Origin of the sequence: Nitrobacter sp. NHB1, from assembly GCF_036964665.1 — a bacterium.
Lineage (GTDB): Bacteria > Pseudomonadota > Alphaproteobacteria > Rhizobiales > Xanthobacteraceae > Nitrobacter.
Genome location: NZ_JBAMDA010000001.1, coordinates 1,122,372 through 1,136,080, shown reverse-complemented (window position 1 = coordinate 1,136,080; position 13,709 = coordinate 1,122,372). Strand labels below are relative to the sequence as shown.

14 protein-coding genes are annotated in these 13,709 nt (G+C 63.2%); 11 read left to right on the top strand and 3 right to left on the bottom strand.

Annotation, left to right across the window (positions count from 1 at the left end):
• The first annotated feature begins 59 nt into the window (after window positions 1–59).
• Window positions 60–1,343 carry a phosphopyruvate hydratase gene (gene eno / locus V4R08_RS05335; protein ID WP_335578392.1) on the top strand — a complete coding sequence of 428 codons (1,284 nt, stop codon included), beginning with the start codon at window positions 60–62 and terminating at the stop codon, window positions 1,341–1,343.
• An 81-nt stretch (window positions 1,344–1,424) separates the two neighbouring features.
• On the opposite strand, the gene V4R08_RS05330 is transcribed toward eno, so the two are convergent.
• Window positions 1,425–2,099: a hypothetical protein gene (locus V4R08_RS05330; RefSeq protein ID WP_335578391.1), complete on the bottom strand. Its 675-nt coding sequence runs from the start codon at window positions 2,097–2,099 to the stop codon at window positions 1,425–1,427.
• A gap of 235 nt (window positions 2,100–2,334) precedes the next feature.
• Here V4R08_RS05330 and V4R08_RS05325 point away from each other — a divergent pair, with 235 nt between their 5' ends.
• From V4R08_RS05325 to V4R08_RS05280, 10 genes are all read left to right on the top strand, one after another.
• Window positions 2,335–3,585 (top strand): hypothetical protein, encoded by a 1,251-nt coding sequence (locus tag V4R08_RS05325; protein WP_335578390.1) that lies wholly within the window; start codon window positions 2,335–2,337, stop codon window positions 3,583–3,585.
• A gap of 13 nt (window positions 3,586–3,598) precedes the next feature.
• Window positions 3,599–4,186, top strand: coding sequence for a protein-S-isoprenylcysteine O-methyltransferase (locus V4R08_RS05320; protein WP_335578389.1), 588 nt, complete (start codon window positions 3,599–3,601; stop codon window positions 4,184–4,186).
• 151 nt (window positions 4,187–4,337) lie between these two features.
• On the top strand, window positions 4,338–4,895 hold the full coding sequence (locus V4R08_RS05315; RefSeq protein WP_335578388.1) for an NADPH-dependent FMN reductase: 558 nt from the start codon (window positions 4,338–4,340) through the stop codon (window positions 4,893–4,895).
• 60 nt (window positions 4,896–4,955) lie between these two features.
• Window positions 4,956–5,273, top strand: coding sequence for an FtsB family cell division protein (locus tag V4R08_RS05310; RefSeq protein ID WP_335578387.1), 318 nt, complete (start codon window positions 4,956–4,958; stop codon window positions 5,271–5,273).
• Between the two features lie 221 nt (window positions 5,274–5,494).
• Window positions 5,495–6,517, top strand: a complete 1,023-nt coding sequence (gene pdhA / locus V4R08_RS05305; protein ID WP_335578386.1) for a pyruvate dehydrogenase (acetyl-transferring) E1 component subunit alpha — start codon at window positions 5,495–5,497, stop codon at window positions 6,515–6,517.
• A gap of 27 nt (window positions 6,518–6,544) precedes the next feature.
• A complete protein-coding gene (locus V4R08_RS05300; protein ID WP_335578385.1) occupies window positions 6,545–7,969 on the top strand; it encodes a pyruvate dehydrogenase complex E1 component subunit beta in 1,425 nt (474 codons plus the stop codon).
• Between the two features lie 15 nt (window positions 7,970–7,984).
• Complete coding sequence (locus tag V4R08_RS05295; protein WP_335578384.1) at window positions 7,985–9,349, top strand: pyruvate dehydrogenase complex dihydrolipoamide acetyltransferase; 1,365 nt, start codon at window positions 7,985–7,987, stop codon at window positions 9,347–9,349.
• Window positions 9,350–9,537: 188 nt separating this feature from the next.
• The gene (gene lpdA, locus V4R08_RS05290) at window positions 9,538–10,971 is read left to right on the top strand and encodes a dihydrolipoyl dehydrogenase (RefSeq protein WP_335578383.1); all 1,434 of its coding nucleotides are present in this window, start codon (window positions 9,538–9,540) and stop codon (window positions 10,969–10,971) included.
• Between the two features lie 296 nt (window positions 10,972–11,267).
• Window positions 11,268–11,612 (top strand): dihydroxy-acid dehydratase domain-containing protein, encoded by a 345-nt coding sequence (locus V4R08_RS05285; protein WP_335578382.1) that lies wholly within the window; start codon window positions 11,268–11,270, stop codon window positions 11,610–11,612.
• Window positions 11,599–12,420 (top strand): tetratricopeptide repeat protein, encoded by an 822-nt coding sequence (locus V4R08_RS05280; protein ID WP_335578381.1) that lies wholly within the window; start codon window positions 11,599–11,601, stop codon window positions 12,418–12,420. The genes V4R08_RS05285 and V4R08_RS05280 overlap by 14 nt, the downstream gene beginning before the upstream one ends.
• Before the next feature lie 15 nt (window positions 12,421–12,435).
• Here the strand turns inward: V4R08_RS05280 and xth are convergent, their stop codons facing one another.
• Window positions 12,436–13,236 (bottom strand): exodeoxyribonuclease III, encoded by an 801-nt coding sequence (gene xth / locus V4R08_RS05275; protein WP_335578380.1) that lies wholly within the window; start codon window positions 13,234–13,236, stop codon window positions 12,436–12,438.
• A 139-nt stretch (window positions 13,237–13,375) separates the two neighbouring features.
• Window positions 13,376–13,708 (bottom strand): iron-sulfur cluster insertion protein ErpA, encoded by a 333-nt coding sequence (erpA, locus tag V4R08_RS05270; RefSeq protein ID WP_011510252.1) that lies wholly within the window; start codon window positions 13,706–13,708, stop codon window positions 13,376–13,378.
• Window position 13,709 lies beyond the last annotated feature (1 nt).

The following is a 13,709-nucleotide window of genomic DNA, read 5'->3' as shown; positions in this document are numbered from 1 at the left end:
TCGCGCGCGCAAGCATTGCTGTAGAAGCAGCGCAAAATCCAGTGATTCAAGAGGTTCTTATGACTGCCATCGTCGACATCATCGGCCGCGAAATTCTCGACAGCCGCGGCAATCCGACCGTCGAGGTCGACGTGGCGCTCGAAGACGGCGCGATGGGCCGCGCGGCGGTGCCCTCGGGCGCCTCCACCGGCGCACACGAGGCGGTCGAACTGCGCGACGGCGACAAAACCCGCTATTTCGGCAAGGGCGTGCGAAAGGCGGTCGATGCGGTGAACGGCGAGATCTTCGACGCCATCGGGGGCATGGACGCCGAGCAGCAGGCGCAGATCGACGAAATCCTGATCGGGCTCGACGGGACCGCGAACAAGAGCCGGCTCGGCGCCAACGCTATACTCGGCGTGTCGCTGGCGCTCGCCAGGGCGGCGGCGGACTCTCTCGACATGCCGCTATATCGCTACGTCGGCGGCGTCACGGCGCGGACGCTTCCGGTGCCGATGATGAACATCGTCAACGGCGGCGTGCATGCCGACAACCCGATCGACTTTCAGGAATTCATGATCATGCCGGTCGGCGCCCAAACCTTTTCGGAAGGTCTGCGCTGCGGTTCGGAAATCTTTCATACCTTGCGGGCCGAGTTGAAGAAGGCCGGTCACAACACCAACGTCGGCGACGAGGGCGGTTTTGCACCGAACCTGCCGTCGGCCGCCGCGGCGCTCGATTTCATCATGTCTGCGATCGTCAAGGCCGGTTACAAGCCGGGCGATGACGTGGTGCTGGCGCTCGATCCGGCCGCAAGCGAGTTCTTCAAGGGCGGCAAGTATGTTTATAAAGGCGAGGGGAAGACCCGTTCGATCGAGGAGCAGGCCAGATATCTTGCCAAGCTGGCGTCGGACTACCCGATCGTCTCGATCGAGGACGGCATGGCCGAGGACGATTTCGAGGGCTGGAAACTCCTCACCGACATGATCGGCAAGACCTGCCAACTCGTCGGTGACGATCTGTTTGTCACCAACGTGACGCGACTCGCCGACGGCATCAGGAAGGGCCTCGCCAATTCCATCCTCATCAAAGTCAACCAGATCGGCACGTTGACCGAGACGCTGGCCGCCGTCGAGACGGCCTACAAGGCCGGCTACACCGCCGTGATGTCGCACCGCTCCGGCGAGACGGAGGATTCCACCATCGCCGACCTCGCGGTCGCCACCAATTGCGGGCAGATCAAAACCGGGTCGCTGTCGCGCTCGGACCGCGCCGCCAAATACAACCAGTTGCTGCGCATCGAGCAGCAGCTTGGCGCTCAGGCGAGGTACGGAGGCCGCGCGGCGCTGAAGGCGCTGGCGTAACGCGGCTATCAAGCGGACTTGCAAACAAACCGACCGGCGCGCGAGGCTCTGCGCGTCGGCCGATTGAGACTGCGATGCAGTTTACTGTGCCGGCAACGCCGAGATCTGATTGTGCCTGGCAGGCCGCTTGACGCGGCGGGTGCCCCGGCTGACTGCCTGAAGCACCGCCGCGATTGCCTTGCGCTGGAGGTCGTCGGCCTTGTCGATGCCGAAATGGCTGTACTTGCCGCTTTCGTTGAGGTTGGACAGGCGGCCGCGGAACCGCTTGCCTCCCTCGACCGGACGTCCCCATGCGGTGGGCACGTAAAAATTGATGATTCGGCGGACGTTCCGTGGAACCGGGCCCGGCGAGGTCGGATCGAAGTTTACGATCAGAGCCACGGGAATCCTGCTCTCGTTCAGCTTGCGCGCCAGGGAAATCGTCGTATCAGCGCCGAAGGAATGGCCCATCAGAATGATCGGCTCACGGTTGCCGGCGCGATATTTGGCCGTGATGCTGTCGGCGAGCGATGACCAGGATGTATAGGGCATGGCTTCGGCCTTCACGCCGACTTTCTCCAGCTTCGCGGCCAACTCATCCATGCCGAGCGAAAATACGTTGAACAGGCCGCGCATCAGATAGACGTGACCGGGCCGGTGCGGCGCCGCGGTCCGCGCGTCGGCCGAAGTCGTCAGGAACCCGCAGATCACAAACAAGGCAAGACTTACCACCGCGACATACAGGCCGCGGCGTGCAGGCGGAAAGGTGCTTGGCATAAATAGGTTCCAGTTCAAATGACCTGAGATCGCACAATATTTCGTCTCTATGTTCTCTCGTCAATTGCGCTGCCATAAATCCTGTGTGTTGTGATGGAAACGTCACATGTGGACTTGTGTCGATGCAAGTATTCGGGGTCGAATTCGGGGTATCCTGTTCGCGGTCGGAGAGTATCCCCATCTCCCAGCTTGATTCGAACATGCAAATTGACGGCGACGGAAGTGGCGGGAGCGGATGATCGCACGGCGGCATGTCTTTCACATCGGCGGATACGACCCGATTACGCCGGAGCAGCAGCTTCAACGGGTTCGGCGGTCGCTGTCGGTGTTTCAACGGACCTGGGGCGTGAGAGCCGGGATCGTGAGCGGGATCGAGGCGACGCCGGTCAGCGCGTCCTGGGAGATGGAGGCCTCAGGCCCCAACTGGAGCACCCGGACGTCCTACGAAATGCTGCGGTGGGACGACCTGATCCTGGAAGACCATGTGCGAGGCATGTGGTCGCGTCTCGGTCAAAGCCTCGTCACGCTGGCGGACTTCGTTGTGACCGGCACGCTGTTCCGTTTTATGTATGCAAGCTGGAAATATGCCGGCTTCTTTCTGTTCCCGTATCTGTATGTCGCAGGGTTTGCCGCGTGCGGGGCGGGGATCGGGTACGGCCTGGTCCGGCTCACGGGTGTGACCGGATTCGCAGCGTTCCTGCTGGCAGCGGCGGTGACCGTGGGTGTGACGGCAGGTTTGCTGCGTTTGTTAGGCTGGCGATGGCCGATCAACCATGTGTTCGACGACTGGATCTTCTCGCGCGAGTTCGTCTACGGCCAGCGGCCGCGCATGGATGCCCGGATCGATCGGTTTGCTGAGCGAATCCTCGACCGGGTCCGCAACGCCGATGTCGACGAGATCGTCATTGTCGGCCACTGCCTCGGCGCCGCGCTGGTCATGGATTCGGTCGCGCGAGCGCTCAAGCACGAGCCAGAGCTTGCCCGGCGCGGTCCTTCGCTGTGCATCCTGACCGTCGGCGCCACCATTCCGAAATTCTCGCTGCATTCGCACGGCGAGCGCATTCGCCAGGCCACGCAAACCGTCGCCGACGAGCCCCGGATCCGCTGGACCGAATACCACGCCCGCGACGACGCCATCAGTTTCTATCGCTTCGATCCGGTGACATTGAAGCGCGTCAGCCGCGAGCGCTCCGACGGACGTCCGAATATCCGGCGCGTGCAGTTGCACGATATGATGGACAAGGATAGCTTCCGCCGTCACCGGTTCGACTTCATGGTGTTGCACTACAAGTTCTTGATGGGAAACAGCGTGCGCGCCAACTACGATTATTGCCTCATCGTCTGCGGTCCGCTGCCGTTCGACGAGATCACGGCGCCGCGCGGCGGTGTCGACCGTTTCGGAGAGGACGGCGCGCTTCTGAAGCGCGCGTCGTCCGGAGCGACCGCGACGGTCAGGTCGGCGGACGCCGCCGTCGGCGCGGCGTAAGCGGCGGCGGCTCATGTCATCGATTGCGCTGGGACAGACGATCTGGCTCGTCGGCGTCATCGCGTGGTTCATCATCCGCTATCCCTACGCCCGGCGGGCGCGGCGCACCGCGACGTTGCGGCGCGACGGCACCTGGCGTGAAGGTTTGCTTCTGGCCGCCGCGTCTCTCGGACTGTTTGCGATCCCGGTCCTGAATCTTGCGACGGGATGGCCGCACGCTTGCGCCTACGATCCGGGCTATGGGCTCGTCGTGTTCGGCGCCGCGTTGTTCGCCTTTTCGCTCTGGCTGTTCCGCCGCTCGCACAAGGATCTCGGCCGGCAGTGGTCGGCGGCGCTGGAGGTACGCGAGGGGCATCGGGTCGTCCGCAACGGCGTCTACCGGACGATCCGCCATCCGATGTATGCCTCGTTCTGGCTGTGGGCGGCGGCGCAAGCCTGCCTGTTGCCGAACGTCGTCGCCGCCTTCAGCGGCCTCGTCGCCGTGGCGGTGCTGTTCTTCGCGCGCGTGCGCTTCGAGGAGCAGATGATGATCGAGACGTTCGGCGAGGATTATCGCCGTTACATGCAGGAAACCAAGCGGATTATTCCCGGCGTTTATTGATCGGCGCGATAGTCCGCATTCGACGGAGTGAACCGGCAAAATTTTTTGTGATGACGGGTATCCCGCCAGATAGATGCACTTGCATCTTTATCCCTGACCGCTAGGTTGGAGTACAGCCGGCCATGAAGGCCGCACAACGGCAGGATTTGTCATGGCATCCCGGCACAGCACCGCCGTCATCGTCGGCAGCCTTCGCAAAGGGTCGTTTTCCCTGAAAATCGCCAAGGCGTTGACGGGGCTTGCGCCGCCCTCGCTTCAGCTTGACGTTATCACGCTCGGCGGATTGTCGTTCTACAACCAGGATCTTGAAGCCACGCCGCCCGCCGACTGGGTGAGTTTTCGCGAGCGGGTCAAGAAAGCGGATGCTGTCCTGTTCGTGACACCCGAATACAACCGGTCCGTTCCCGGCGTTCTGAAAAACGCCATCGATGTCGGATCGCGTCCCTATGGACAGAGCGTATTCGACGGCAAGCCAGGCGGCGTCATCAGCAATTCGCCGGGCGCCATCGGCGGGTTCGGCGCCAATCATCATCTGCGCCAATCGCTGGTATTCCTCAACGTCCCGGTGCTGCAGCAGCCGGAAGCCTATGTCGGCGGCATTGGCGAAGCGTTCGACGAGAACGACGATCTGGTCAAGGCGTCGCTGCGCGAGTTTCTAGAAGCCTATATGAAGGCCTTCGCCGCCTGGGTGGCTCAGCAGAGCAAATAGCAACCTGCGCCCGGCCTGGTTGTTAGCGAAGCCTTAACCGGGTCGCCGCATCGTCAGGCTATGGTCTCGCGCTCACGACTCAAATCGGTGCTCACCGGGCTTGCCCTCTACGCGATGGCGGCGATGGTCGTCGGCTATTTCGGCGTCAACGCCTATACCGGCAAGTACGGCTTGAATGCCCGGCAGGAACTCGATCAGGAGATCGTCGCGCTGACGTCGGAACTGGCGCGGCTGAAGGCGGAGCGTGCCGAAGGCGAGAAGCGGGTCGCGCTCCTGCGCTCGAGCAGTATCGATCCCGACATGCTCGACGAGCGCGTCCGCTATCAGCTCGACTACGCGAATCCGCGCGATCTGGTTCATATCATCCGCCAAAAGTAATTCCGAAGGGGCGCAGCTGCGGCGGGCGAATGCAAGCCGTTCGCTTGATTTCGTCTGAGTTCGAAAACTTGTTGTCTAATTTCAAAAACCTCCGATTTTCGGTCACGGAATTTCGCAACGCGCTGCACCGCAGAAACCGCGCGCGTCAATTTGATCACGCGCTTTCAACGTTGTCTGAGTTGGGCTAGAGAGAGTGAACCCTTCCCGCACCCGGATTTAATATGGCCGCATCCAAAAAAAGCGTCGCGCAGCCGGCAGCCAACGGCTCGAAAAACCCGTCACCCCCCGCGTTCACGAGCGAGCAGGACCTTCACGCGCTGCGCGACATGTTGCTGATCCGCCGTTTCGAGGAAAAGGCCGGTCAGCTCTACGGAATGGGTGCGATCGGCGGCTTCTGTCACCTCTACATCGGCCAGGAAGCGATCGTGGTCGGGATGCAGATGGCGCTCGGGGAGGGCGATCAGGTCATAACCGGCTACCGCGATCATGGTCACATGCTGGCCTGCGGCATGGACGCCAGGGGCGTGATGGCCGAACTGACCGGGCGGCGCGGCGGCTATTCCAAGGGCAAGGGCGGCTCCATGCACATGTTCAGCAAGGAGAAGAACTTCTACGGCGGACATGGCATCGTCGGCGCGCAGGTGTCGCTCGGAACGGGCCTCGCCTTCGCCAACCGCTATCGCGGCAACGACCGCGTCAGCCTCGCTTACTTCGGAGACGGCGCAGCCAATCAGGGCCAGGTCTACGAGAGCTTCAACATGGCGGAGCTGTGGAAGCTCCCGGTGGTCTACATCATCGAGAACAATCGCTATGCCATGGGCACGTCGGTGACGCGCTCGTCGGCGCAGACGGATTTCTCCAGGCGCGGCGCGTCCTTCAACATTCCCGGCGAGCAGATCGACGGCATGGACGTTCGCGCCGTGAAGGCGGCGGGCGACAAGGCTGTGCAGTGGTGCCGCGAGGGCAACGGACCCTATATCCTGGAGATGCAGACCTACCGCTATCGTGGCCACTCGATGTCCGATCCGGCGAAGTACCGCACGCGCGAGGAAGTCGACAAGGTCCGGCACGATCAGGATCCGATTGAGCAGGTCCGCAACCGGCTGCTGGCGGGCAAGGTCTCCGAGGACGATCTGAAGAAGATCGATGCCAGGGTGCGCGAGATCGTCAACGCGGCTGCCGACTTCGCGCAAAACGATCCCGAGCCCGACGTGTCCGAACTTTACACCGATGTTTACCGCTGAGCGCGCAAGCCTCTTTTCGGAGCGATCATGCCAATCCAAGTTCTGATGCCCGCGCTTTCGCCGACCATGGAGAAGGGCAACCTCGCCAAGTGGCTGAAGAAGGAGGGCGAGACGATCAAATCCGGCGATGTCATCGCCGAGATCGAGACCGACAAGGCGACCATGGAGGTCGAGGCGACCGACGAGGGCACGCTCGGCAGGATTCTGGTGCCGGAAGGCACCAATGACGTCGCGGTGAATACGCCGATCGCTACCATTCTTGCCGACGGCGAGAGTGCGGCTGATCTCGGCAAGGCGGAAGCGCCGAAGGCCGCCAAAGCGCCGGCCACTCCCGCCCAGGACGTTTCGAAGGACGTTGCCGAATCCCGTTCGCCGGTCGGCGAGGGCAAGCCGATGATCTCGGACCCGAAACGACCCGCTGGGCCGGCGGTGGAGATTCCCGAGGATCCCGACATTCCTGCCGGCACCGAGATGGTGACCATGACCATCCGCGAGGCACTGCGCGACGCCATGGCCGAGGAGATGCGCCGCGACGGCGACGTCTTTCTGATGGGAGAGGAGGTCGCCGAATATCAGGGCGCCTACAAGGTGTCGCAGGGCCTGCTGGAAGAGTTCGGCGCGCGGCGCGTGATCGATACCCCGATCACCGAGCACGGTTTTGCCGGCGTCGGCGTCGGCGCGGCGATGGCGGGCCTCAAGCCGATCGTCGAGTTCATGACCTTCAACTTCGCGATGCAGGCGATGGACCAGATCATCAACTCCGCCGCCAAGACGCTTTACATGTCCGGCGGCCAGATGGGCTGCGGAATCGTGTTTCGCGGCCCCAACGGCGCCGCCGCCCGCGTCGCCGCCCAGCACAGCCAGGACTATTCGGCCTGGTACTCGCAGATTCCGGGCCTCAAGGTGATCGCGCCGTATTCCGCCGCCGACTACAAGGGGCTTCTGAAGGCCGCGATCCGCGATCCCAATCCGGTGATCTTCCTCGAGAACGAAATTCTTTACGGGCACACCGGTCCGGTGCCGAAACTCGACGACTACGTGCTGCCGATCGGCAAGGCGCGGATCGCGCGTGCCGGTCAGCATGTCACGCTGATCGCGTGGTCGAACGGCATGACCTATGCGCTGAAGGCCGCCGATGAACTCGCGAAGGAGGGCATCGAGGCCGAGGTCGTCGACCTGCGCACGCTGCGCCCGATGGATACCGAAACCATCGTGGCCTCGGTGCGAAAGACCGGCCGCGCCGTGACCGTGGAAGAGGGCTGGCAGCAGTCGGGCGTCGGCGCGGAGATCGTCGCGCGCATCATGGAACACGCGTTCGATTATCTCGACGCGCCGGTGATGCGCGTTTCCGGCAGGGACGTGCCGATGCCGTATGCGGCCAATCTCGAAAAGCTGGCGCTGCCGTCGGTGGCCGACGTCGTCGAGGCGGCCAAGGCCGTCTGTTATCGCTGAGCGGGGCTGACATCCATGCCGATCAACATCCTGATGCCCGCGCTGTCGCCGACGATGGAAAAGGGCAACCTCGCCAAGTGGCTTAAGAAGGAGGGCGACAAGGTCAAATCCGGCGACGTCATCGCCGAGATCGAGACCGACAAGGCAACCATGGAAGTCGAGGCGGTGGACGAGGGCACCATCGCGAAAATTCTGGTGCCGGAAGGCACGCAGGATGTGCCGGTCAACGACGTGATCGCGGTGCTCGCCGGCGAGGGCGAGGATGTGAAGGCGGCGGCGAGCAGCGGAGGGGCGTCTGCGAAAGCCGAGCCGAGGGCCGAAGCAAAAACGGAATCCAAGACGGAAGCGAAAACTGGAGCTGAGGGGGCGACTCGAACCCCGGACCTGTCCTCCAGTGCCCCTGCGCCCAAGCCTGCATCGTCAGGATCGCCAACGCCGCAGGCCAACGGCCAAGCCCGTGTGTTCTCGTCGCCGCTCGCCCGGCGGCTGGCGAAGGAAGCAGGCATCGAACTGGCGCGCATCGAGGGCAGCGGTCCGCATGGCCGCGTCGTCGCGCGTGACGTGGAGCAGGCGAAATCCGGCAAGGGCCTGAAGGCGCCCGCCGCTGCGCCCGCAGGCGCGTCGTCGATCGCGCCCGCGATGTCGGACAAGCAGATCCTGTCGCTGTTCGAGGACGGCTCCTATGAAATCGTGCCGCACGACAACATGCGCCGCACGATTGCGCAGCGCCTGACCGCCTCGATACAGACCGTGCCGCATTTCTACCTGACGATGGACTGCGATATCGGACGGCTCTTGGCCGCGCGCGAGGACATCAACGCGTCCGCGCCGAAGGACAAGGACAAGAAGCCGCTCTACAAATTGTCGGTCAACGACTTCGTCATCAAGGCGATGGCAATCGCGCTGCAACGTGTTCCGAATGCCAACGTGAGCTGGACCGAGGGCGGCATGCTTAAGCACAAGCATTCCGACATCGGCGTCGCGGTGGCGATGCCGGGCGGGCTGATCACGCCGATCATCCGCAAGGCGGAGACGAAATCGCTCTCGACCATTTCAGCCGAGATGAAGGATTTCGCCGGGCGTGCGCGGGCGCGAAAACTCAAGCCCGAGGAATATCAGGGCGGCACCACGGCGGTCTCCAACCTCGGCATGTACGGCATCAAGGATTTCACCGCGGTCATCAACCCGCCGCACGCCACGATCCTCGCGGTCGGCGCCAGCGAGGAACGCGCGGTCGTGCGGGGCGGCAAGATCGAGACGGCACACATCATGAGCGTGACGCTGTCCTGCGATCACCGCGCGGTCGACGGCGCGCTCGGCGCAGAGCTGATCGGCGCATTCAAGACGCTGATCGAGAACCCCGTGATGATGATGGTGTGATGGCGATGATGCCGTCATTGCGAGCGTAGCGAAGCAATCCAGACATGATAGGACGAGACTGGATTGCTTCGTCGCAAATGCTCCTCGCAATGACGTAACGAGAGTTCGTAGCGTTACCCCTTACCGCGCGGCCCGCGGCCGCGACCTCTCCCGCAAGGGGAGAGGGAAGCAAGAAAAGCGTCTGGACAATGCCCGATACCTCCTTCGACGTCATCATCATCGGCTCGGGCCCCGGCGGCTATGTCACCGCGATTCGTGCGGCACAGCTTGGCTTCAAGACAGCGATCGTCGAGAAGGCGTATCTCGGCGGCATCTGTCTGAACTGGGGCTGCATTCCGACCAAGGCGCTGCTGCGCTCGGCGGAAATCTATCGCTACATGCAGCACGCCAAGGATTACGGCCTGTCGGCGGAGAAGGTGAGCTACGATCCGAAGGCCGTGGTGCAGCGCTCGCGCGGCGTTTCCAAGCGCCTCAACGAGGGTGTCGGCTTCCTGATGAAGAAGAACAAGGTCACCGTGATCTGGGGCGAGGCGTCGATCGACGCGCCCGGAAAGATCACGGTGAAGAAGTCTAATCCGTACCTCAAAACCGAGCCCCCAAAGGGCGCGCTTGGCGAGGGCAGCTATCAAGCCAGCCACATCATCGTCGCCACCGGCGCGCGGCCGCGTATGCTTCCCGGCCTGGAGCAGGACGGCAGGCTGGTCTGGACCTATTTCGAGGCGATGGTTGCGCCCAAGATTCCGAAGTCGCTGCTCGTCGTCGGCTCCGGCGCGATCGGCATCGAGTTCGCCTCGTTCTTCCGCACCATGGGGGCCGAGGTCACCGTGGTCGAGGTGCTGCCGCAGGTCCTTCCCGTCGAGGATGCCGAGATCGCCGCACTTGCCCGCAAGCAGTTCGAGAAGCAGGGCATCAGGATCATGACCTCTACCAAGGTCACCAGGCTCGACAAGAAGGCCGACAGCGTCGTCGCCACCATCGACGCGGGCGATGGCAAGCCGGTCACCGCCGAGTTCGAGCGGGTGATTTCGGCGGTTGGCGTGGTCGGCAATATCGAGAATCTCGGATTGGAGAAGCTCGGCGTTAAAACCGATCGCGGCTGCATCGTGATCGACGGCTTCGGCAGGACCAACGTGCCGGGTATCTACGCCATCGGTGACGTCGCGGGGCCGCCGATGCTGGCGCACAAGGCCGAGCACGAGGGGGTCGTCTGCGTCGAGGCGATCAAGGGCCTGCATCCGCACCCGATGGACAAGAGCCTGATCCCCGGCTGCACCTATTGTCACCCGCAGATCGCATCTGTCGGCCTCACCGAAGCCAAGGCGAAAGAGGCGGGCAGGGATATCCGCGTCGGCCGCTTCCCGTTCGCCGGCAACGGCAAGGCAATCGCGCTGGGCGAGGATCAGGGGCTGGTCAAGGTGATCTTCGACAAGACGACCGGCCAGTTGCTCGGCGCGCACATGGTCGGCGCGGAGGTCACCGAACTGATCCAGGGCTACGTGGTTGCGATGAACCTGGAGACCACCGAGCAGGAATTGATGCACACCATCTTTCCGCATCCGACACTCTCGGAAATGATGAAGGAAGCAGTGCTCGACGCCTACGGGCGCGTGCTCAATATGTAAGAAGACAAGCCGCGCTGTTTGGCCGATCGATTATCGGCAATTCTAGCGGGCTCATGCCCCGCGCCGGGGCTACCGGGCCAATGGTTGCCCGGCGGTAACCCTTGTTGCGAGCGCGCAACACCAATCGAACATTTAACCCTGCGGACAGGTGGCTCTTGCAGACGCCGCTATTTGGCCACACCACTTCGTGAACTATTGCCCGTCGGCTCAAGGCTGGCGCTCTTGATGGCTTGGGACATCCCTCGCCCGGGAGCGGCTCCGGTCAAAAAGAGGCCGCCGGGGAGAACAGGTTCGCGATGGACGTCGAGACGGGCATCAAGGGCAGGCTGCCGAACCGTCATGGAACGGAAGGTCAGGAACGCGTGCCCCATCGCGCGCACCTGCCGGGGACCGCCGTCGGCGGCCCGATCGGGTCGCTCCGGCAGGGCGATATGGTCGAAATCGATGCGGTCGCCGGGACTCTTGACGTAAATTTGACCGCCACGGAACCCACCGAACGCAAGACCAATTGGCGGCTCCGCGCGACCAACCATACATCTGGTTTGCTCTGGAAATATGCCCAGCAGATCGGACCGGCAGTCAGCGGTGTTCTGACCTATCGGGGCGGGGTGTACGAGAAATTGCGTTATGCGGACGTCTAGGAGCGTAGTTCTTGTTGCGTTGGCGTTGGGCGTGGTGTGCGCGAGCGTGCCGGCGTTTGCCTTTGACGGAACCGTGGCCGGCCAGCCCGATACCGCGGCGACGGCGCTTCCCGTGGCCTCCGCGCCTCTCGCCGGCGGCCAGGCGCTGAAGAAGGCGGTGCCTCCGAGCACCTCGCTGACGGCTCTGCAATATGCTGCCGAGGGCGGCCACCCCGTTGCCCAGTGGCGATTGGGGCGGATGTACGCGAATGGCGACGGCGTCACCCAGGACGATCTGCGCGCCTTCGAGTACTTCAGCCGTATCGCCAATGCCCATGCCGAGGACAGCCCTTCGGCGCCGCAGGCCGGGATTGTCGCCAACGCGTTCGTCGCGCTTGGACGCTATTATCTCCAGGGCATCCCGAACTCGAAGATCAAGCGCGATGCCGAGCGCGCGCGCGAGATGTTCTCCTATGCCGCCTCCTACTTCGGCAATGCCGATGCGCAGTACGATCTGGCGCGGCTTTATCTGAAAGGAGTCGGCGCCCCCCACGACGTCAAGTACGGCGCACGCTGGCTTGGCCTCGCGGCGCAGAAGGGCCAGCATGAGGCCCAGGCGATGCTGGGCAAGTTGCTGTTCAACGGCGACCAGTTGCCCCGGCAGGCAGCGCGCGGACTGATGTGGCTGACGCTGGCGCGGGATGCAGCCACGCCGGACGAGACCTGGATCGCCGAAAGCTACAACAAGGCGATTGCTAAAGCCTCGGAAGACGACCGCGCGATGGCGCTGCAGATGCTTGAGCACTGGGTGCAGGGGCGGCGAGACTGAGTTATCGGGTTCGGCTCAGGCCGATCCGGCTGCGTCCAGATCGAGGTCGATCCAGACGGGGACATGGTCCGACGCCTTTTCCCAACCGCGGACATGGCGATCGATGCCGACCGCGCTAAGGCGGTCGCTGGCCTGCGGCGACAGCAGCAGGTGGTCGATCCGCAGTCCGTTGTTCTTCTGCCAGGCGCCCGCCTGATAATCCCAGAAAGTATAGTCTTCGGCGGCATCTGAGGCCGCACGCAGCGCATCGGTCAGGCCGAGCCCGAGCAGCGTCTGAAACGCCTCCCGCGTCTGCGGGCGAAACAAGGCATCGTCCATCCACGCGGCGGGATTGTAGACGTCGCGCGGCGCGGGAATGACGTTGAAATCGCCGGCGAGAACGAAGGTCTCCTCGCTTTTCAGCCGCTCTTTTGAATATTCAATAAGCCGCGATATCCACTTGAGCTTATAAGGATATTTTTCGGTATTCGGTGGGTTTCCGTTGGGCAGATAGAGGCAGGCGATCCGGACCACCCCGTGCTTGAGCGAGACGACGCCTTCAAGGAATCGCGACTGCACGTCGCCGTCATCGCCGGCCAGCCGGGGCCGGGTTTCGTCGAACGGGAATTTCGACAGCAGCGCCACGCCGTTGAAGGTCTTCTGGCCGTGCGTCACCACGTTGTAGCCGAGCGCCTCGATGGCCTCGCGCGGAAACTGCTCGTCGACGCACTTGATTTCCTGGAGACAGACGACATCCGGCGCGGTCTCCCCCAGCCAGGCGAGAAGGTGATCCAGGCGCTGCCGGACCGAATTGACGTTCCAGGTCGCTATCCGCATGACGTGATTCCGGGTGTCATTGCCGGACTTGATCCGGCAATCCATCTCTCAAAAGCTCTTCTGTCGATGGATGCGCGGGTCACAGGTGGCGGAAGCGACGCCGTTCTTTGAACGGCTATGCCCGCGCATGACATGGAGCCTAGATCGAAAAGCTGGTGCCGCAGCCGCAGGAGGCGGTGGCGTTCGGATTGACCACCCGGAACGAGGCCCCGATCAGGTCGTCGACGAAATCGACTTCGGAACCGCTCAGGAACGGGACCGAGGCGGGATCGACCAGCACCACGGCCGTATCGCGCGCGATCACCAGATCGTCCTCGGCCTTGGCGCGTTCGATATCGAACTTGTACTGGAAGCCCGAGCAGCCGCCGCCCTCGACGCTGATCCGCAACATGGCGCCGTCGCCCTCGGATTTGAGGATTTCCCCGATCCGGCGCGCCGCGCGTTCGCTGACGGTTATGTTGGTTTCGGTCATC

Bases quoted from the DNA above. Each gene is read 5' to 3' on its own strand.
- eno (WP_335578392.1), top strand. From the start codon at position 60: ATGACTGCCATCGTCGACATCATCGGCCGCGAAATTCTCGACAGCCGC.
- V4R08_RS05330 (WP_335578391.1), bottom strand. From the start codon at position 2,099: ATGCCAAGCACCTTTCCGCCTGCACGCCGCGGCCTGTATGTCGCGGTG.
- V4R08_RS05325 (WP_335578390.1), top strand. From the start codon at position 2,335: ATGATCGCACGGCGGCATGTCTTTCACATCGGCGGATACGACCCGATT.
- V4R08_RS05320 (WP_335578389.1), top strand. From the start codon at position 3,599: ATGTCATCGATTGCGCTGGGACAGACGATCTGGCTCGTCGGCGTCATC.
- V4R08_RS05315 (WP_335578388.1), top strand. From the start codon at position 4,338: ATGGCATCCCGGCACAGCACCGCCGTCATCGTCGGCAGCCTTCGCAAA.
- V4R08_RS05310 (WP_335578387.1), top strand. From the start codon at position 4,956: ATGGTCTCGCGCTCACGACTCAAATCGGTGCTCACCGGGCTTGCCCTC.
- pdhA (WP_335578386.1), top strand. From the start codon at position 5,495: ATGGCCGCATCCAAAAAAAGCGTCGCGCAGCCGGCAGCCAACGGCTCG.
- V4R08_RS05300 (WP_335578385.1), top strand. From the start codon at position 6,545: ATGCCAATCCAAGTTCTGATGCCCGCGCTTTCGCCGACCATGGAGAAG.
- V4R08_RS05295 (WP_335578384.1), top strand. From the start codon at position 7,985: ATGCCGATCAACATCCTGATGCCCGCGCTGTCGCCGACGATGGAAAAG.
- lpdA (WP_335578383.1), top strand. From the start codon at position 9,538: ATGCCCGATACCTCCTTCGACGTCATCATCATCGGCTCGGGCCCCGGC.
- V4R08_RS05285 (WP_335578382.1), top strand. From the start codon at position 11,268: ATGGACGTCGAGACGGGCATCAAGGGCAGGCTGCCGAACCGTCATGGA.
- V4R08_RS05280 (WP_335578381.1), top strand. From the start codon at position 11,599: ATGCGGACGTCTAGGAGCGTAGTTCTTGTTGCGTTGGCGTTGGGCGTG.
- xth (WP_335578380.1), bottom strand. From the start codon at position 13,236: ATGCGGATAGCGACCTGGAACGTCAATTCGGTCCGGCAGCGCCTGGAT.
- erpA (WP_011510252.1), bottom strand. From the start codon at position 13,708: ATGACCGAAACCAACATAACCGTCAGCGAACGCGCGGCGCGCCGGATC.